The organism is Alteromonas sp. 1_MG-2023 (assembly GCF_030547075.1).
GTDB lineage: Bacteria > Pseudomonadota > Gammaproteobacteria > Enterobacterales > Alteromonadaceae > Alteromonas.
In genome coordinates this window covers 49559-70027 of record NZ_JAUOQH010000015.1, presented here as the reverse complement: position 1 = coordinate 70027, position 20469 = coordinate 49559, and the positions used below count along the sequence as shown (strand labels likewise).

Annotated in this window: 17 protein-coding genes; 8 read left to right on the top strand and 9 right to left on the bottom strand. The window is 40.8% G+C overall.

The annotated features are described in order from the left end of the window. Position 1: 1 nt before the first annotated feature. From Q4561_RS15380 to Q4561_RS15370, 3 genes are read left to right on the top strand one after another with little or no spacing between them, the layout of a single operon-like run. Positions 2–3379 carry a 6-hydroxymethylpterin diphosphokinase MptE-like protein gene (locus Q4561_RS15380; protein WP_303461759.1) on the top strand — a complete coding sequence of 1126 codons (3378 nt, stop codon included), beginning with the start codon at positions 2–4 and terminating at the stop codon, positions 3377–3379. A gap of 8 nt (positions 3380–3387) precedes the next feature. Further along, complete coding sequence (locus Q4561_RS15375) at positions 3388–4410, top strand: glycosyltransferase (protein WP_303461758.1); 1023 nt, start codon at positions 3388–3390, stop codon at positions 4408–4410. Between the two features lie 30 nt (positions 4411–4440). Further along, positions 4441–5469, top strand: coding sequence for a glycosyltransferase family 2 protein (locus tag Q4561_RS15370; protein WP_303461757.1), 1029 nt, complete (start codon positions 4441–4443; stop codon positions 5467–5469). A gap of 195 nt (positions 5470–5664) precedes the next feature. On the opposite strand, the gene pseC is transcribed toward Q4561_RS15370, so the two are convergent. The 9 genes from pseC to Q4561_RS15325 all read right to left on the bottom strand — a co-directional run bounded on the left by pseC (position 5665) and on the right by Q4561_RS15325 (position 14484). Continuing rightward, on the bottom strand, positions 5665–6834 hold the full coding sequence (gene pseC, locus Q4561_RS15365) for a UDP-4-amino-4,6-dideoxy-N-acetyl-beta-L-altrosamine transaminase (RefSeq protein ID WP_303461756.1): 1170 nt from the start codon (positions 6832–6834) through the stop codon (positions 5665–5667). Further along, positions 6831–7832, bottom strand: a complete 1002-nt coding sequence (gene pseB, locus Q4561_RS15360; RefSeq protein ID WP_303461755.1) for a UDP-N-acetylglucosamine 4,6-dehydratase (inverting) — start codon at positions 7830–7832, stop codon at positions 6831–6833. The genes pseC and pseB overlap by 4 nt, the downstream gene beginning before the upstream one ends. 173 nt (positions 7833–8005) lie before the next feature. Next, complete coding sequence (locus tag Q4561_RS15355) at positions 8006–8662, bottom strand: HAD family hydrolase (protein ID WP_303461754.1); 657 nt, start codon at positions 8660–8662, stop codon at positions 8006–8008. Positions 8663–8671: 9 nt separating this feature from the next. Beyond that, entirely contained in the window at positions 8672–9601 is a 930-nt protein-coding gene (locus Q4561_RS15350) for an ATP-grasp domain-containing protein (RefSeq protein ID WP_303461753.1), read from the bottom strand. Further along, on the bottom strand, positions 9598–10524 hold the full coding sequence (locus Q4561_RS15345; RefSeq protein ID WP_303461752.1) for a LicD family protein: 927 nt from the start codon (positions 10522–10524) through the stop codon (positions 9598–9600). Before Q4561_RS15345 ends, Q4561_RS15350 begins: the two co-directional genes overlap by 4 nt. Before the next feature lies 1 nt (position 10525). Beyond that, complete coding sequence (pseI, locus tag Q4561_RS15340; protein ID WP_303461751.1) at positions 10526–11575, bottom strand: pseudaminic acid synthase; 1050 nt, start codon at positions 11573–11575, stop codon at positions 10526–10528. Beyond that, positions 11572–12651 (bottom strand): UDP-2,4-diacetamido-2,4,6-trideoxy-beta-L-altropyranose hydrolase, encoded by a 1080-nt coding sequence (gene pseG, locus Q4561_RS15335; protein WP_303461750.1) that lies wholly within the window; start codon positions 12649–12651, stop codon positions 11572–11574. The genes pseI and pseG overlap by 4 nt, the downstream gene beginning before the upstream one ends. After that, the gene (gene pseF, locus Q4561_RS15330; RefSeq protein WP_303461749.1) at positions 12648–13352 is read right to left on the bottom strand and encodes a pseudaminic acid cytidylyltransferase; all 705 of its coding nucleotides are present in this window, start codon (positions 13350–13352) and stop codon (positions 12648–12650) included. The genes pseG and pseF overlap by 4 nt, the downstream gene beginning before the upstream one ends. Positions 13353–13374: 22 nt before the next feature. Continuing rightward, entirely contained in the window at positions 13375–14484 is a 1110-nt protein-coding gene (locus Q4561_RS15325; protein ID WP_303461748.1) for a hypothetical protein, read from the bottom strand. Between the two features lie 231 nt (positions 14485–14715). Here Q4561_RS15325 and Q4561_RS15320 point away from each other — a divergent pair, with 231 nt between their 5' ends. The 5 genes from Q4561_RS15320 to fliE all read left to right on the top strand — a co-directional run bounded on the left by Q4561_RS15320 (position 14716) and on the right by fliE (position 20457). After that, on the top strand, positions 14716–15513 hold the full coding sequence (locus tag Q4561_RS15320) for a flagellin (protein ID WP_303461747.1): 798 nt from the start codon (positions 14716–14718) through the stop codon (positions 15511–15513). Positions 15514–15668: 155 nt separating this feature from the next. Continuing rightward, positions 15669–17120 (top strand): sigma-54 dependent transcriptional regulator, encoded by a 1452-nt coding sequence (locus tag Q4561_RS15315; RefSeq protein WP_303461746.1) that lies wholly within the window; start codon positions 15669–15671, stop codon positions 17118–17120. A 132-nt stretch (positions 17121–17252) separates the two neighbouring features. Next, positions 17253–18416, top strand: a complete 1164-nt coding sequence (locus Q4561_RS15310; RefSeq protein WP_303461745.1) for a PAS domain-containing sensor histidine kinase — start codon at positions 17253–17255, stop codon at positions 18414–18416. An 18-nt stretch (positions 18417–18434) separates the two neighbouring features. Beyond that, the gene (locus Q4561_RS15305) at positions 18435–19775 is read left to right on the top strand and encodes a sigma-54 dependent transcriptional regulator (RefSeq protein WP_303461744.1); all 1341 of its coding nucleotides are present in this window, start codon (positions 18435–18437) and stop codon (positions 19773–19775) included. 352 nt (positions 19776–20127) lie between these two features. Then, entirely contained in the window at positions 20128–20457 is a 330-nt protein-coding gene (gene fliE, locus Q4561_RS15300) for a flagellar hook-basal body complex protein FliE (RefSeq protein ID WP_303461742.1), read from the top strand. The last annotated feature ends 12 nt before the right edge of the window (positions 20458–20469 follow it).

Here is a 20469-nt window from a genome sequence, read left to right as displayed (position 1 = left end):
CATGTTACAGCAAATTCAATATCACATTCACAAAGACGAGGCTAAACAGCAAAAAGTTGAGCAAGATCTAGCTTTTACTATTAAAGAAAATTATCGTTTGAGTATCGGCGCATTAGATCGCTATATTCCAAGTCTTACAAAGCTTGTTCGAGAAAATGAATCAAAGATTTCTACACTTTTATGTAATAAATCTGGTGAGCTGAATATAGTGAACTACAACAGTGGTCAGGTGCTCTATGGAATGCACCCTGAACGCGAAATAATCGAACACTTCAACGACTATCTATCGAAACCCTCAACGCTAAATTTTACCAATGAGGTGGCTGATCCATCTTCTGTGATTGTTAATTTTGGTTTGGGCTTAGGTTACCACTTAGAGCAAATTGTTCTTGCAGGAGAGTATAAACACGTAGTGGTATACGAACCTAACGTTGACTATTTTGTCTGCTCTCTTTCAAGCATCAATTGGCAAAAATTGCTTAAAATAGCTAAGCAAAATGATGTAGCCCTATATTTACAAATTGGCTCTGATGGAGCCAGTTTTGTTAGTGATATGAACGAACTTATCGCCAATGTTGGTATAACTCGATTATCTTTTTATAAACACTTTCATATACCTGTTTTCAATGAATTAGAAGAAAAACTATTTTCTTCTAACTGGAAAGATATGAGTGATTGGGTTCCTAGGCGAAAAAAGCAGTCACTGAATGAAAGTTACTTACCTATATGGGCCCCTTTAAGAAATAAAAGTTTATTGCAGTCAGGTTATTTAGACGAACAAAAAAAAGAAAAAAACTTAAAGACCTTACAGCACTATTTTCCTAACCTTTTTGAAGAGTATTCAGATTATACGCCTAAAATTTGGGTTCCCGTCGCCGACGAAAAAGGAGAGGTAAGTGTTTATCATAAAAACACAGAAGCCTTGTTTTCAATTTCTCCTAAACAAGAGGCCATTACAAGCTTTTCTGCTTTTAAAAACAAGCCGAATAAAGATGGCTTATTACTTAGTTACACGGGTAAAAAGCTTAAATCTTACTTGCATTATCAATTGGTAGAAGAGTGTGAGTCGGTTATAAAAGGCATTAACGAAGTGCAAAGTACTTTGCCTGAAAAAGTTAAGTCACTAATCATGTTCGGTGTTGCAAGCGGTTATGGTATTGAAGCGCTTATGGATGCTCATGACGTCGAGATGCTTTTCATATGTGAACCCAACAAAGACTTTTTCTATGCATCTCTCTATGCTATCGATTGGTCCCAAATTATCGAAACGTTTGATGAAGGTAAAAAGCGTCTTTATTTAAATATTGGAGATGATGGTTCTAACCTTACTAACGACTTATTAGTGCAATTTCAATCGGTAGGCCCCTACGTATTAGCAAATACCTTTTTCTACCAAGCCTATGTGAATGGAAAGCTTACTGACGCAGTTGCTCAGCTTAGAGAGCAGTTATTGGTAATTATCGCAATGGGCGATTATTTTGATAATGCTAAGTATGGTATATCTCACACATTATGGGCGTTAAATGACAAGGTCCCTTTTTTAAAGAAGAGTGTAAAAAACACCTTACCAATAGATGTATTAGACGTGCCTGTTTTTATCGTAGGAAATGGGCCTTCGTTAGATAATTTGATGGATACCCTAAAAGAGGAAAGCAATAAAGCTATTGTAATTTCATGTGGTACGGCAATTCAAGCTTTACACAGACATGGAATTTGCCCCGATTACCATGCAGAGATTGAAACTAATCGTTCGACATTTGACTGGCTATCGAGAGTAGATGATGACGATTATCTTAGGCAAATAACGCTATTAAGCTGCAACGGAATTCACCCCGATGCTGCCTCTTTATTTGGTCAAACGCTATTGGCTTTTAAACAAGGTGAAGCTTCTACCGTGGCGTTTACTGAACTTAAAAAAGATCACGCTTTCGCGACATTAAATTTTTCTTATCCTACCGTTACCAATTTTGTTGCTGACATCGTAAATGTAATAGGTTTTAGTCAGGTCTACCTCTTTGGAACTGATATGGGATTCGTGAGTGATACTTACCACCACTCTAAGTCATCGGGATATTATGATGGCAAAGGTAAAGAGGTTTACGATTACGGGGCTAATCATTCGATGTCACTCGCTATTCCAGGAAACTTTAAGCCTTGGGTGAAAACTAAATACGAATTTAAGGTTTCGAAAAGTGTTCTAGAACAGGTGTTTGCGAAAAATAGTAGCGAAGTATATAACCTAAATGATGGAGCTAGAATACTTGGTGCCAACCCATTAAAGCAGGAAAATGTTTTACTCATATCTACTCCTGAAATGAAAGAACACGCTAAAGACGTTTTAGAAACTCACGCATTCACATCAAAGCACAATGAATGGTTTTTGCAAGGGTTTGCGACTAAATATAGTACTGACAGTTTGATTGAAGAACTAAATGCGCTAATTGACTTAGTAGATACCTCGTTTGAGTCATTTGAAGATATTGATGAATTCATTGCAAAACAGAGAGACTTTATTGTTTCCTCTTTATTACGTAAAAAATCTCTGGCTTTTTATTATCTAAACGGCACGTTCAATTATATAAACAGTATGTTCAGCAAATTGCTCAATATTACTGATGAGCAATTTGGAGTAGATAGTGCAAACGCAATGGTCAAAATATGGGGACAGTATGTGAACGATATACTGAGCGTCATTACCCATGATAGGAACGGATTCGACGCTGTTTCTTCATTGTCTGGTTTGCGACGACAAAAAGTACTTGGGTCCCGTTGGAAAGATGCTCCATTGATCGTAAGGTTTTCTTCTGCTCAAAAGTCGTTTGTAACCCCCCTGATGAATTTAATTGAACAGCCGATAAATATTAATAACTATCACGAGGTCTCAATAAATTGGTTAGGTGAATCTGAACTTCCACTTTCTGGAAGTTTTACGTGTAACATTTCTAAGCAAATCAACATCAATAAGGGAGAACCTATAAAGGGACTTACGGTCGTGTCTCCGGGGGACTATGAAAACTGTCTTCACCCCATGCAGGCTAATGATCTTTCTCGCGTTGATTTATCCTTAATTGCATTAGTTTCTGAGCTTGAAAATGTCATTTTTTTGCAAAAATATACTCAGCACCCAGTCATGGATGTTGGATTCTTCCAACAGTTCATAGAATTAGGGAAAGACCGATACTGTTATGGAGGGCCAGACTTCTTAGTTATAAGTGACGTGCCATTGTCAAATGAGCAGTTGGTTCTAAACAGTGGTGACCGCCTAGTTTTTATGCCACGTTTAAAAGCGATAGATATGCGCAGAGAATTTATTGGTGATGAAGAATATAAAGAGCGAAAAGGTACAGTATTTAGTAATTTACACTGTGAGAAAGATTGAGTTGATTAATGGCGACTATAACTGCGTTGATGACTACCTATAATGCGTCTAGGTGGGTAGAAGTATCTATAGCATCAATACTGTCTCAAACCTTTATTGATTTTGAGTTATTGATTATAGACGATGGCTCTAATGACCGAACAACACAAATTATTAATAGCTTCAATGATAAACGTATAAGGCTAATATCTAATAGTGGAAATAAAGGAGTAGGCGTCTGTTTAGACCAGGCTTTATCTCTCATAAATACCCCTTATATAGCCAAAGTGGATGCAGATGATATAAGTCTCCCCTGTCGTTTTGAAGAACAATTGAATTACTTACGAGAACATGACTTCGATATTGTGAAGTGTTTTCTGTCTTACTTTGCCGACGATGAATGCGTACAAAGCTCTGCTCGTTTTAAACAATTCAAAAGCCATAAGGAAAGGCTGATCAATAGCGTATCTCAGCCCAATGATATTGCTCGAACGCTTTTGGATTGGCCGTGTTTTCCTCATACTACTTACTTTGCTAAAACGGAACCTCTGCAACGAGTTGGTTATCCGCATTTGAGAATGTTTGAAGATTATGTACTTTTTTTACGTTTACTGAACGCTGGATATAATTTTGGCTGTGTTGAGAAACCATTAGTAAATATGCGGATTAGTGACTTTTCTGTGACGGCTTCTTTAAGTAAGTGGGATTTAGAACAAGGTTTGTCTTTTGTCGTCGACGAAAAATGGAACAGACTCTCACAATGCCTAAGCAATAAAAGCCTTTATATTTTTGGCACTGGCCAAATCGCGAGAGCATTCGCACGTTTAATAACTGAACGAAAGATTGGCATAGAAGGGTTCGTTGAGAAGACAACCACTAAAAAAGTATTAAACAGCGACGGCATAATAGCCCCTATTATTTCGCTAGAAGACTACCTGGCGCTTTCTCATTCAGTACTCGTTATCGCGGCGCAACCCGTAAGGGAAGAATTAATTGAAATTCTCGAAGGGAAGATGCTACAAAAAAATCGAGATTTCTTTATTCTTGCTTAATGTTCATATCCGATAAAAATGTGGGATAAAATGAAAATATCAATAATAACAGCCACGTATAATTGCGCTGATCTATTGAAAAAGTGCTTAGAAAGTGTTGCAGAACAGAGCGTGATGGAGCACATAGAGCACATAATTGTTGATGGTGGCTCTACCGATGAAACGCTTTCCGCGATCTGTAAGTTCCCTCATGTTAAAAAAGTATTTTCAGCTCCTGATCGAGGAATATATCACGCATTCAACCGTGGCTTAGCAATGTCCTCTGGTGATATTGTTTACTTTTTAGGTGCCGACGACTCGCTTTATAATAATGATGTTATCGAAAATATATTAAAATTTTTCGATAACAATGATTCGGACTATGTGCTAACAAAAGTTAGGTGCTTCGATGAAGAGACAAATGAAGCATGGCTAGTCAATACGAGTGATTCAATAGCATCAAATACATGTCATCAAGGTTTTTTTTGTAAGGCTTCGCTGTTTAAGAGGATAGGGCCATTCAGTGAGTGCTTTAAATTGTACGCAGATAGTTTTTTCATGAAAACGGCAATTGCGAATTTTAAAGGCGTTAATATTGACCTTATTTCTGCTAACTTTCGTCAAGGTGGTGCAAGTTCTGCGAATACGAGTCGGTTAATTTTAAAAAGAGAAGCTGAAGCTGTCGCTCAATTACTTGGTGAAACAGCAACGAGCCAAGAGGCACAACTTGATAAGAACGTTATAGATTTAAAAATATTACTGAACAAAGTCCTTAATACAGACCATCCATTCGCAGAATACAGGGGGATGAAAGTAGGAATTTTCGGCACAAGGCAATTGTCACTAACTATTGCAAATGCGCTTACTCAACAGAACGTTATTATTGTTTGCTTTCTTCAATCCGCTCGAAATGATGCAACTGAAGTCGCAGGTGTACCTGTGAAATCTATTAAAGAGGCCTGCGATGTGCAGTTAGATATTATTATTAACGGTGTTGAAGGAGAGCATGAAGAACGTATTACTTTAATGCTGAAAGAAAGGCTAAAAGGAACGAATGTGATAAGTTGGAGAGAAATGTAATGGCTGTAAAAAAGAAAGTCTTGGTAATAGGTATCACAGGTCAAGATGGTTCTTGATACCTCGATCTTTATCGGTAGCACTTCCTACGCCATCTGTCGAAACCATAACTGAAAAGCTCATATTTCGGCTTTTCAAATAAAAACATTAGTGATGTTTTTATGCGGTTAAGGAAATTTGAAAGATGGTTTGTTAATTCTACTGTTGCAAATTATTTATGCATAAGTGAAGCGTTGTTACTATGTAGTCAATTTGCTGGAAAGTTAAATCAGGAAACAATGGAAGCGTGATAGCTTGCTCGTAATAACGTTCTGCATTGGGAAAATCTCCAGCGCTAAAGCCGAGAGTCTTATAATAGGGCTGCAAATGAATAGGAATATAATGCACGTGTGCAAAAACGCCTTTCGCCCTTAGTTGAGATACGAGTTGTGCATGTTTATTATTGTCGATGCCTAGTACTTGGACCACATAGAGATGATAACTACTGTAAACATCACTGCGCTGCGATAAAGGCACAATATTGTCATGGGCAGAAAAAAGTTCATCGTATTGCTGCGCTAATGTGTTGCGTTTTTCTAAAAAGCTAGGCAGCTTTTTCAACTGACTTAGCCCCAACGCAGCTTCTACATCGGTCATACGATAATTGAAGCCCAAGTCCACTTGTTGGTAATACCAAGGGCCGTGACTTTCCTCAGTCATCATAGTTGGGTCATTCGTTACGCCATGGCTGCGTAACATACGCATTTTTTCAGCGAGTTCGGCGTTATTGGTCATTGCCATTCCGCCTTCCATCGTAGTAATAATTTTTACCGGATGAAAGCTAAATACACATATATCAGCATATTTGCCGCACCCGACATAATCATCTTTGTATTTCGCTCCCACAGCATGTGAGGCGTCTTCAATAATATGAAAGCCATAAGATTCAGATAGGGCATGAATTTGTTCCATATCGCATGGCTGACCCGCAAAATGCACAGGAATGAGGACTTTTGGAACGGCACCATCAATTTTTGCTTGTTTGAGCTTTACCTTTAAAGCGCTAACACTCATATTGCCTGTTTCAAGGTCAATGTCGACAAAGTCGATACTGGCGCCGCAATAAAGTGCACAGTTGGATGACGCAACAAACGAATTTGGGGACGTCCAAACAATATCCCCTTCGCCAACGCCAAGAGATAAACACGCAATATGCAGTGCCGATGTTGCGCTATTCACAGCGATACCAAAGCTAGCGCCACAGTATTGTGCAAGCGCCTCTTCGAATCGTGGTATTGCAGGGCCTTGTGTTAGCCAATCAGACTTAAGTGTATCTAAAACTGCGTTGATATCATCGTCATCAAGATGCTGACGGCCATAAGGTATCACAGCTTAGCTTCCTCATTGAATTGGGCTACTTCTTCAAGACTAAGAAAGTGTTGATTGGTATCTGAAACGTACTCAAAACCCGAATCTACCTGCTTTCCTTGTTCATCTAGGGCGTTACTAGTGAAGTTGTTACTTCTATGGAAAAACTTGATAGCTGGAGCGATAACGTAGTGATCATTGAACTCGAATGTATGAAGTGACATATCTCCAGGGCACATCATTTCGTGAAGTTTCTCCCCTGGGCGAATACCAACATACTTTATCGGCGTATCTGGTGCCATCGCTTTAGCGAGATCAACAATTCGAATAGAAGGAATTTTAGGAACAAAGATTTCTCCTCCTAACATTCGCTCAAAGTTTTTAAGTACAAAATCGACGCCTTGTTGCAGAGTTATCCAAAATCGTGTCATATCTTTGTGTGTCACAGGGATATGGTCGCTACCTTCTGCAATGAGTTTGTCGAAAAACGGTACTACCGAGCCTCTTGAACCAACTACGTTGCCGTATCTAACGACTGAGAACCGCGAAGAGCCTTCGCCCACTATGTTATTAGCGGCAACAAAAAGTTTGTCTGATGCGAGTTTTGTTGCGCCGTATAGGTTAACAGGGTTAGCTGCTTTATCCGTAGACAGAGCAATGACTTTGCCAACGTTATTATCAATAGCCGCGTTTATAACGTTTTCAGCACCATCAATATTGGTACGGATACATTCGGTTGGGTTATATTCAGCAGCGGGAACTTGTTTCATGGCTGCAGCATGAATAACAAAATCCACACCTTGCATCGCACGGTTAAGTCGCTCTCTATCACGCACATCGCCGATAAAGTAACGCATACATGGTGCATTAAATTTTTGCTGCATCTCGAATTGTTTTAATTCATCTCGAGAATATATGATTAGGCGTTTTGGTTTGTGTCTCGCTAACAAGGTTTCAGTGTACTTATGGCCGAATGAACCCGTTCCACCTGTAATGAGAATCGATTTTCCGTCGAACATGGCTTGCTCGCTGTTTTTATGGTTATAAATACAATATATCACTTGTCGGCACGAATGCCATAAAGCATTAGGAAGTATAGACTTATACGAGTAATAAACCGTCTAAAGTTCTATATCACAGCCAAAATCGTAGATATTTGAGGCGATAGTTTATCTAACTGAGGTTCTATTTGTTAGAGCTCTAGCGATTTGAGGTCGTTGATGTGTTTAATGGTAAACTGTGCATCGAAAAGGGATTTTGCCACGGTGCTTTTATGCACGCCAGTGAGCACTCTTACCGTTCGCATCCCTAAGCGATTTAGATTTACGAAATCTTTCGCAGGATTATCCCCCACATAAACCATATCATTCCAATCACAGCCCTCGGCATGCCTAATCTTTTCAAAACAATAGGTTGAAGGTTTTGCATGTTTTACACCAAACCGATGAGTAATAAAAACACGCTTGAAAAGGTGACTAATATTTAAGGCTTCAACTTTATTCGCTTGCACCACTTTATTTCCATCAGTAACCAGATAAAGCGGCTTGGGAAGTTCGTGCAACAATTGAAGGTGTTGCTTCTCCATGGATAAAACAGGTTTATGAAGACGGTAGGCTGCAACGCATCTCTTTACATTTTTTTTAGTCACAGGAATGTTGTTATAGGCTAAGTAATCGTTGAATACACGGCCTCTACCATTTTTATCTAGCAAACGGATAAGTTGCTTTAAACCCAATACCTTATCGACTTGCCAATTATCTTCGACATAAGCTGCCACAGCACGAAGCCCAGACTCTACATATTGGCGTTCGTCGTATAAGGTGTCATCCAAATCAAAAATATAAATCATAAAGTTTATTCAATAATAATAATCTACGGCAGTTCTCACTTGCCTGATGCTTTGGGTAGACATTTCAACTTGAATATCTCTAATATTTATTCCAGAAGATTCACATAGGCTCCAGTACAAGCTATCTACTCCAGCCTGAATTCCTAAGGTAGATGCTCCACCAAATCGAGAGTTACATTCAATGATCCAAGCTGTGTTTTCACTGATAATTGCTTGAAGTACTACCGGGCCAGATAGCTTTAATGCTTCTAATATTTCAGTAAATAATTCTTGAAATGGGCAGTCGGGTAGGGTGTAAGTCACCTGAGACTCACCATTGATCACAACGTCTCGAACACGACACACTAATGCTTTTACCTTACTGTCTTGGGTGAGCCACCCATCAACACTTATTTCCTGCCCTTCACAATAAGGCTGAAAAACTGGATTATTTAATTCGTTGGCGTGGGCCAATGCATTGTCGGAAGATAGCCTTATTCCCAGGCTTTGACTACCAGCACCATATCGCTCTTTAACAACCCATTGTGAGTCGTTGCCTTTTGGTAGCTTATCGTAAGTGGGAATAACTGACGATATAGGGAGTTGGCCAAAGGCTAGTTTGTCTAAACAAATTTCGACCACGCTAGGGTCCGATACCAGAACTAGGATATTTAAGGTTCTAAGTGCTGGCTTTAATTTGGCCCAAAATAACAACTCACCATCACGAGTAGGTAGTACATGGGTAATGTTTAAGCGTATGAGTTCAGAGATAATGAGAGATTCATTACTATCAGTGGTATTTGGCATATGCCAAAACGCATCACTAAAATAACGCGTTAAAACTTTTGCGTTACTATCTCCCGCTGTAACTTTGCCATCAGGTGAAATTCGTTTAACAGCGTCTTGCAAAGCCTTTAGTAAAGGGACTTTGTTATTTGCGCTGCTTATCAAAACATTCACTGGTGTTGTTCGCTATTCAGACTAAAGGTGTGTTTTTCTACCTTAATACCACCTTTTGGGCTAGGTAAAGACGCGCGTCTATTTTCATACTCAGTGATTTGAGTCGTTCTTTTAGGTGTCTGCCAGTCTCCATACATAAATGTTAGAAATGACGACGGATCGTGGGGAACGAAGAAATTTTCGTTAAGAAAGTGAATAGTATCAAGGTTATCAAAATGACGGGCTGGGGCGAAAAATAATCCACCAGATGAAACTAGTTCAGAAGAGCCGTTAATTGATTCTCGTAACTGAATGCTCAAATCGAAAGGGATGAATGCAGTACACTCACGATTTAAAAATTCTACGTTAATACATGATTGTTTTCCATTCACGGTAATGACAACCACCTTCCATTCAACCTCAAATTTGTCGCTCAATTGTTCAACCAGTTCAGGCAGAGTATTGATTAGCGAATTGAAGCTAGTGGGGTCTATAGCAAGGTCAATATCATCATCCCAAGAAATTAAGTCACCATCTCTCATTGCGCCTAATAGGGTTCCCGAGTCTAAACAAACTTGGGCCCCTTTTTCTCTGCAATATTGGTTAATAAACGTCAGTAAATTTTGGGCAAACACTTTAGTCGGTTTGTCTTGAAAAGGAAGTTCCGCCTTTACTGCTTGTTTGTTTGGAATGGTAATAAGAGACTCATCTAAACCCAAATCTTTAGTGAGTTGTAGGTGAACTTGGTCAACCCATTGGCTAGTTATAATAATACTTTCAACGTTTTCATTTTTGACTTCTGCAGGAGATATAACCGGAATGTCTAATACGGTTTTTCCATGCTTACTTTCGTCGTTATCAGCGATGGCTACAATATTCATTTCAGGATGCTGTGAGATGAAGTTTTCACCACCTTTTCCTGCGCCAAATAAAATAACCTTCATGCTAAATAAGCTCCCAACTCATTGGTGTACCTTTTACAGCATCTTGGTTAATTTTTTTGCCTAATAATAAAGGTAAGTATTTTGGGGGTAAGCCAAGTCCAGGGCGTACAGAGCGAAGATTATCTTCGTTTAGCGTATCACCTGATTTTAAATCTTCGGCTATGTATAGAGAGCGTCTATGTACCAAGGATGCTTTTTCTCTTTCTGTTGCGCCATAACTTACCATTCCTATTGCCACGGCAGCGCGAGCAGTTTCGTCTACTAAAAGCTTTAATTCATGGGGTTCTAAAGAAAACTCGGCATCTACTTCGCCTCCAGCTCGGTCTAAAACGAAGTGCTTTTCAACTACAGTAGCCCCGAGTGCGACTGCTGCAACTGCAACTCCAACACCAGGAGTGTGGTCGGATAGTCCAACTTGGCAGTCAAAAAGCTCACTTAGGTGGGGAATGGTTTTAAGATTTGCGTCAACGGGGTTGGCTGGGTAGTTACTTGTGCATTTAAGTAGTATGAGGTCGCGACACCCATTATTTTTGAGTACATCTACCGATTCAGCAATTTCTGCTTGGCTAGCCATACCCGTGGAAACTATTACGGGCTTACCAGTTTTTGCTACAGCAGCCAAAATAGCATGGTCAGTATTTTCAAACGACGCTACCTTATAGCAAGGTGGATTTAATGTTTCGAGAAAATCCACGGCCGTTAAATCGAAGGGAGTACTAAATGCCATCAACCCTTTTTCTTTGGCATAGTCAAAAAGCTCTTTATGCCATTCCCACGGTGTCATAGCTTCTTTATATAGATTATATAGCGAATTTCCCTTCCATAAACTATTAGGATCTTCGATGAAAAACTCACCTTCGTGGCAGTCTAGTGTGATGGTGTCTGGCGTGTAGGTTTGAAATTTTATAGCGTGTGCGCCAGCTTCAGCGGCAGCGTCTATTAACTTATAAGCTTTTTCAAGAGATTGTCCATGGTTACCCGACATTTCCGCAATGATAAAAGGCGCTAGCCCTCGACCTATTTGAAAGTCACCGATAGAGATTGGCTTCATGAATTCCTCTTAACTATGTCTGATATTGTATCCATCACAAAGGATGGAGATTGATTTTGTTCAACTAGTTTAGCAGCGTTGGATGCTAAATAGCGCATTTGGTCAGGCGACTGTAGCGCGTTGCTGATAGCTTTTTGTATTTGTTCATCTGCTATATCATTCTCGTTGCCAAGCCACACACAACACAATTGGTCATGTAATGCGCGAGTCGTTTCTTTCTGATTTTCAGCAAGGGTTATTATAAGCCCAGCTACACCCGATTTTGCTCTTTCCCAATGCATACTGCCACCAGCACCAATCATAAAACTTGCGCCCTGCATTAACGAACCCATGTACGTACAATTTTGGTGAAGGTTTAAGCCACTGAGGCCTTGAATCTTTGGTAATAGACTATGGATATACTGATATCCAGGGCCTACTATGATATCGGCAGTGAAGGTTGATGACTTTAATGCTGTTAAAATATCGACCACTCGCTCGGTTAAATTAGTAGGGTCGCTTCCCCCAAAACAGACTAAAAAGTGATTGTTCGCGCGCATTTTATTGTCTATGCAGAAAAATTCGCCGCGTAAAAAAGCATATGTTGGCCCAAGTAGAGTTTGGCAATGAGCTGGAACTAATCCGTTATAACGTGTCTTATAATCGTGATAGAAGTTGGTATCAACAAGTATGTCGCAGTCGTGAACGCGATTGGCCAAATCATCTATTACGACAATCTGTTCTGCTTTCGAACGCATTGTATCGCTAAAGGGGGCTGATAACTGATAATGGTCGACGAATAGTAAGTCTAGTTTTTCATTAACATGAGCTAAACACTCGTTTGCGTGTAGCTTCTGCCACATTTCTAATTGTTTACTGTCAGCGTCATCAACAGCGTCAAAACCTACGCTATCAATGCTAACTAAAATTAATGTTGCGCCCGCGGCGTCTATTTTTGCAGCAATATTTGATGGAAGCGCGCTAGATAAAAAATAAATATCATGATTTTGCTTCAGTTGCTCTGCTAAAGCTAAACAGCGCATGATATGGCCGAATCCCATTGCAGTAGACCCGTCCACACGAAACGCTATTCTCACTGTACTTTCTCGTCATTAATTAATTTGTAAAGTAGCTCTGCTCTCACCCAATCTTCAGGTGTATCAATGTCTTGAACAAGGTGGTCTGGGATTACTATCATCTTCGAATTAGCACCGAAAATATGTTTATTCGTATTGAGCCAAGTTGAATGATGCCCCCAATAGAGTTGGCCTGCATCGTGATAAGCGGGTGGTAAATCTTGAGACCGCTGAGTAATACCAAATGAATCAAAAGGTGTTACACCGCCATTTTCAGTCTCTAATATTGCCCGTTGAATGGGAAACGAAAATCTCGCAGCGGTAAATACATAATCCACTTCTGGCGTATTGATAAGTGTTTCGTAACTAGAATTAATTATCGCTGGGGAAAGTAAAGGAGAAGTAGCATATATGCATGCACAATTATCAATGGGCCAAGCCAAATCTATTAACGCTGAAATTGCATGGCGTACAACGGGGCTTGTGCCAGTATAATCGTCGGCGAGTTCTTTAGGACGTAGAAATGGTACTTCCGCGCCATACTGCTGCGCAACTTTGGCGATATCTTCATCGTCGGTGGAGACCACAACTTTATCAATAAATTGGCTAGCCAGTGCATTTTCAACCGCGTGAGCCACCATAGGCTTTCCACAAAAATGTTTAATATTTTTGCGAGGTATTCGTTTACTGCCGCCTCTTGCCGGAATGATAGCAATATTCATTATTTTCTCGGTAAAAATTTATTCACGTATTGGTATGCTTTTCGACATTTTCGAAAAGAGAAGTAAGTCGATTTGTCCACGTGTGGTTCTCGTTTACAAACCTTCGACCTGCCTCTACAAGGTTTGCATAATCTACTGTCTCTTTCATCGGCAAGCTATCGCCAAACTTTACAATACCAGCGTGTTTAAATGTGGAATTGATAAACGGTGTATTCCACGTTAAAACAGGTGTTCCACAAATTAATGGATATACTAATCGTTCATGCAGTCCGTATTCAAATCCAGGTGATTGATGTAGTACGTAGCTAGACTTTGAAATACGAGAAAGTAGTTCTGGAAAAGTTACTTTTTCCTCGTATCGATGGAACGGAGTTATGGCTTTGAATTTATCACTGTGGCGGCCTATAACGGTCAGTTCTATCCCTTTATCCGCGAAGGCTAAAAGACAGGATTCACGCTGCTTTGCCCTTATGTACTTATCGACTAACACACTAACTCTTCGTATGTTTTCATCGAACACAACCTTAGATGGCGATTGACTAGTAGCAAGCACACCTATATTTATAAGAAAGTCTGTAACAGAATTAGATCCATCAATAATGTGGCCGACTTGCCCCCAAACTGCTTTTAAATTGGGTTTTAGGGCCTGACTTTCCATGAAAGAAACGGGGAAGATAATTTCCTTGGTTTTCTCTTGGTGTAGAGTGATTTTATACAACTCAGTGTCGGAACTAACCGCATGTGGAAAGTATTCAGCTTTGTGGCCGAATTGCCGCATTAATTCTGCATGTTCTTTCGCAACACATAATATCACAACAGGATGTCCGTAAAATCGTGTGATTATATGTATTGGATTATCAACGCAATATACATATACAGGTTTGGTTTTTGCAAACTCAAGCGTATTGAAGTTAGAAGAAATTGGGCCTAATCCAACACCGTTGAAGCTGAATATATTGTCATAATCCTCAACTGAACTGATTGACCCTAAACTTTCTTTTATGGTTTCTGGCGTTGAACAATCTATACAGTCAATGTCGTAGCCTTTTTTCGCTAGCGTAAAATAGATCCCTTCGAAGAAGTGGCTGACCACCCCATACTGGTTTGCGGTTAAGAGCATCAAGGTTCGCAAAATTCTAGTCCTTTAATTTGGCAACTGTTAGCGCGAAATGTACGTTTTTTTAAGTACTTTAATACAATTCTAACTATAGCCGTTTGGCATATAAATTGACCAGATATCGGATGGTTATAAAAAATCTTTATCAATATTCGAGTCTTGGTATATAGCTATATACTTATTGCTGGTTAGATCATGAACAGCAATGTGCTATAATTTGACTAAATTTTTAACGGAGTTTTCATTATGCAAATTGAAAATAGCGGCGTTTCTTCACTTCTTCAGCAAGTACAAGAAAAACAAGAATCCTTGTTTGAAAAGCTCGCATCCGGAAAAGAAATTAACAATGCGGCCGACGGCGCTGCAGCCCAGCAAATTATCGACCGCCTCACTTCCGAAGTAGAGGGTAACCGCCAGGCGGTGAATAACGTTTACGACGGTATTTCTTTGGCGCAAGTCGCTGAGGGCGGGTTAAGTAACATCAACGATGATGTGAACCGTATACGTGAACTTACTATTCAGTCTGGTAATGGCGTTTTAAGCGATGGCGACCGTCAAGCTTTGCAGTCTGAAATTACGCAGCTTCAAGACAATATTAATTTAACTATTGAGCAAACCAATTTCGCTGGTAAGCCATTACTATCTGGTAATGAATCGTTAAGCTTTCAAGTTGGTGCGAATAGCGGAAATTCTGTCGACATTCAAACCCAAGATATTGGAAGCCAATTAGCCAGTGTTTTATCTATCGATTTAACATCTGGAACTAGTATCGAAGATGCATTAAGCGCAACCGATGAAGCAATTGAAATAGTAGGTGGTGCTCGGGGCGATTTAGGAGCAACACAGAATAGTTTGGCTAGTACTGCTCGAAATTTAACCCAGTCTAATGTAAATGCTGCAGAAGCGCGTAGTAGAATTCAAGATTTAGATTATGCACAAGCAAGTTCTCAACAAGCTGCAAATGATGTGCAAGGACAAGCAGCCTTAACAGTTCAAGCCCAAGCAAATCAGCAGCAAGGGCAGGTTTTGGCGTTACTAAATTAAATATTAAATTTTAGCAAATGACTGGAAAAAAGCAGGGTAACCTGCTTTTTTTATATCAATATTTCCAAAATCACCAGTTGCGCTGCGATCTTTTGTCGTTACAATTTGCAAATGCGCTAAACTGTAAATAATAACAAAGCGTTCTTGGGGAATTGATGAAGGATATCTTGCTGGTTAGTGATAACCAGGAACTAATTCATAGCTTAGAAACCATAGTCACCTTTTTGGGAGAGTCGTGTCAGTCACGAATGCTTTCTGACTGTGAAAGTTACCTGAAAGAAAAGGGCGCAGATGCGGTGCTGATAGAGTACGCATCACCATCAGTGGTTAATTCACTGGTTGCTCGTTTTCCACACATACCGTTCGTCGCTATTTTACATTCAAATGGCGAAGTTGCTGCGTCGTGCAATTTAGTCAGCGTTGTTACATTACCGCTAACTTATCCGGTGTTAACGCAATCTATCCATCGCTGCCAAGAATACAGTCGTAGAAAGCCAGGGAAAACCCGTGCTGGTGGTTCTAAAACTCGTCTGTTCAGAAGTTTGGTAGGTAAAAGTGACGAAATTCAAATAGTACGCCGTTTAGTAGAGCAAGTGGCTCCTACAGAGGCAACGGTACTTATTTTGGGTGAATCCGGTACAGGTAAAGAAGTGGTTGCCCGGAACGTGCATTTTTTGTCAGAACGTAAAGATGGCCCCTTTATTCCTGTTAACTGTGGTGCTATTCCTGGCGAACTTCTTGAAAGTGAGCTGTTTGGTCACGAAAAAGGGGCGTTTACTGGTGCTATAAGTGCTCGTAAAGGCCGTTTCGAGTTAGCCGAAGGCGGAACATTATTTCTAGATGAAATTGGCGACATGCCGTTGCAGATGCAGGTTAAGCTGCTTCGGGTGCTGCAAGAGCGCATATACGAGCGGGTAGGGGGCAGTAAGCCTCTACAGTGTAATGTTCGTATCATTGCTGCAACCCATCGTCATCTAGAAACCATGATTCAAGAAGATAAGTTTCGTGAAGATTTGTACTACCGCTTGAACGTATTCCCTATTGATAGCCCTGCATTGCGTCAACGAAAAGACGACATCCCATTACTGTTGCAAGAACTCAACAGCCGTATTCAAGGTGATGGCGTAGATAGCGTTCGTTTCACCGAGCGCGCCATCGCATCGTTAATGGAACATAACTGGGCGGGAAATGTTCGTGAACTATCAAACTTAGTTGAGCGATTAAGTATTCTATACCCTGGCCAAATTGTTGATGTGGCCGACCTGCCTGAAAAATACCAGTACGGTGAAATTCAAGCTTATGAGCCAGATTACCCTGAAGAATTGCTGGAGCGAGACGCGTTTAATGCGCTTTTCGCAGAATCAGCCTCACAAGACCCGTACGATGAACCAGAAGAAGAGTCTAGCTTGCCGGTTTCTTCCTCACTTCCTGAAGAAGGGGTTAATCTAAAAGAGTATCTTTCTGAGCTAGAGATCACTCTCATTCGCCAAGCCTTAGAACAGCAAGAGTGGGTAGTCGCTCGCGCTGCAGATAAGCTCGGAATGCGAAGAACCACTCTAGTTGAAAAAATGCGTAAGTACGAAATTCAGCGTATGGAAGAAGTTTAACGTCAGGTAATTGACGTTAAGTTTCTTTCCGAATTAAATGTAACTATCTGATAAGTATCATTTAAAAAACTGGCATGCCTTCTGCTATATAAAATCATATACACAAACCGTCTTTAAATTGACGAGAGCCATATGATATTTGATAGCACACACGACAGCAGTACTTCGTCTTCTGACCAATTTACTTCATCTTTTGATGTACCTAGTGTCGAGCATGCGCTTGAGGCTACGTCGCCATCATATGCAAGTGAAGCAGAAGTGAACTCACTTCGTCGCCAAGCCAGTCGTTTGGAAAACTTGCTTCAGGTCATGCCAGCTGGCGTCATCGTAATTGACGGTAAAGGGGTTGTACGTCAAGCCAATGACTTAGCTAAAGCATTGCTTGGTGAGCCGCTAGAAGAACAAGTATGGCGTAGCATCATTTCTCGCTCATTTAATCCGCGGGCAGATGATGGTCATGAAGTATCTTTGGTCGATGGTCGTCGCGTTAAGCTCTCTATCACGCCATTAGAAGACGAGCCGGGTCAGCTTATTGTCATTACAGATTTGACTGAAACCCGCCGGCTTCAAGCCAGTGTCAGTCACATGCAGCGTCTATCATCACTAGGAAAAATGGTGGCATCGCTTGCACATCAAATTCGTACGCCTTTGTCCGCTGCCATGCTTTACGCATCAAACCTTACCCGAAAAGATTTACCCCAGCATGCTGCCGAGCAATTTGCTCATAAGATGACAGACAGACTTAAAGAATTAGAAAGCCAAGTTAATGACATGCTGCTGTTTGCTAAATCTGGCGAACAACAAGTGGTTAATGGTTTATCGCTTAACAGTTTGCGTGAAGCTATAGAGCCGAACGGCCAAACTATCACATCGCAAAATGCGCAGAAAATTGTATTCAATGGTTTCGATTCAACCGACGAGATCATCACCGGTAACCTGACCGCGTTGCAGGGTGCCCTGTTGAATCTTATTCAAAATGCCAGTCAGGTTACGCCAAAAGGCTACACGGTATCGGTTAATGCGGCAGTACATAACGATAGCGTACTAATTTGTGTTAACGATCAAGGGCCTGGTGTACCGACAACCTTAGTTAACAAAATTTTCGAACCGTTTTTTACCACCAAAACTCATGGTACAGGGCTTGGGTTAGCCGTTGTTAAGTCGGTGGCTAAAGCACATAACGGTTCGCTTAGCGTGGTTAACCTTAATGAAGGTGGTGCCTGCTTTACGTTTTCATTGCCTTGTAATACTCATGCTGTTGGGCAACACAGTAAGCCTCAAACAAATGTCGCTTAATTGCTAGGAGATTTAGAAATGTCTAAAACAACTATTCTTATCGTGGAAGACGATGCTGGGTTACGCGAAGCGTTGTACGACACTTTGTTGCTGGGCGATTACGATGTTGTAGATGCTGATTGTGCCGAAGCGGCGCTGATGGTGTTAGCGGGACGCAAAATAGATTTGGTGGTGAGTGACATCCAAATGGGTGAAATGAGCGGTCTTGCTTTGCTAAAAAGCATCAAAGCGAAATACCCTCAGCTACCTGTATTATTAATGACAGCGTATGCCACTATTGATGACGCCGTGCAGGCGATGCGAGACGGCGCGACAGATTATCTGTCTAAGCCTTTCGCTCCTGAAGTGCTACTTAACCTTGTTGGGCGTTATGCGCCTGCTCAAAAAGTAGAATCTTGCACGCCTATTGTGGCTGACCCTTCAAGTTTAAAATTACTCGAATTATCAAGAAAAGTGGCGAAATCAGAAGCAACCGTCATGGTGCTTGGGCCAAGTGGTTCTGGTAAGGAAGTACTTTCTCGCTATATACACGACCAGTCTTCTCGCGCAGATGCACCTTTTGTGGCAATTAACTGTGCGGCTATTCCTGAAAACATGCTTGAAGCCACTTTATTTGGTTATGAAAAAGGCGCGTTTACTGGCGCTATTCAAGCTTGCCCAGGTAAGTTTGAGCAAGCCCAGGGCGGTACACTGCTATTAGATGAAATTACGGAAATGGATTTAGCGCTTCAGGCGAAGCTGCTTCGTGTTATTCAAGAGCGTGAAGTGGAACGACTAGGCGGTCGCAAAACCATTAAGCTAGACGTACGTGTTATTGCAACCAGTAACCGTGATTTACGTAAAGCGGTAGAGCTTGGAAACTTCCGAGAAGATTTATATTACCGCTTAAATGTTTTTCCTATCACATGGCGCCCGCTTGCAGAGCGTCCAGGCGATATTGTGCCCCTCGCTGAACACCTTATTAATCGTCACACTAGTGTGCAAGGCTTAGGTAATGTACGTCTCAGTGCAGCGGCACGAAATAAATTGGCGCAATACACTTGGCCGGGCAATGTACGTGAACTTGAAAACGTGATTCAGCGGGCACTTATATTGTGTGAAGACGGCAGTATTGAGTCTGGTGATTTGATGATTGATATGGCGGTACATGACGAGATGGAAGTAAGGCAGGAGGAATCTGAAGACAATAGTCGTCTTGGGTCGGAGCTTCGCCAGCAAGAACACCAAATTATTCTAGATACACTTACGCTGTGTAACGGTAAACGTAAAGATGTGGCTGAAAAGCTGGGTATTAGCCCTCGAACCCTCCGTTATAAACTAGCTAGAATGCGTGAAGATGGTATCGAACTTCCAGCCTAGTATAATGAGGGCGTTTTCTTTGATATGCGCAAACGGTAGGACGTTTCTTTCTACGTTAGTGGCATTAACCTATCGATTTAACAGCTAATTTAACAGCTAATTTGACAGCGCCAGTACCCTTACTGGCGCGTTTTAGTTTTAGTTCAACAATTTCGCTTTCTTGACGCAATCTTTTCCTCTCTGTCATAAAATTGGCTATCCCTTTACTGAATTATGTAACTCATTGTTTATTCGTTGTTTATTGATTGCTTTTAAAGTTGGCTTGCCCCTTGCTTAGTATGAGTATACACATCAGTAATTAAAGCTCATTGTCGTTGTACGGCAATTTCTCAACGATATCTAAGGAGTGGTTATGGACGTTAAAGCCAATAGTTTATACCAAGAAATGCAAAGCATGATTGGGCAAACTCGTATGCCTTCAAACGAACTTCAACCCTCAAGTGAGATTAATCCCTCAGCGAGTGATTTTTCTACCATGCTTAAGCAAGCGGTAGATGGGGTTAATGGCATGCAATTAGATTCTAAAGATTTACAACAACGATTTGAAATGGGTGATAATTCCTTGAGTTTAGCTGAAGTTATGCTTACCAAAGAAAAAGCAGGAATAGCCTTTGAGGCCACAGTTCAAGTGCGAAATAAAGTGCTTGAAGCGTATAAAACCATTATGAACATGCCGGTGTAGTTGGAGTAAGTT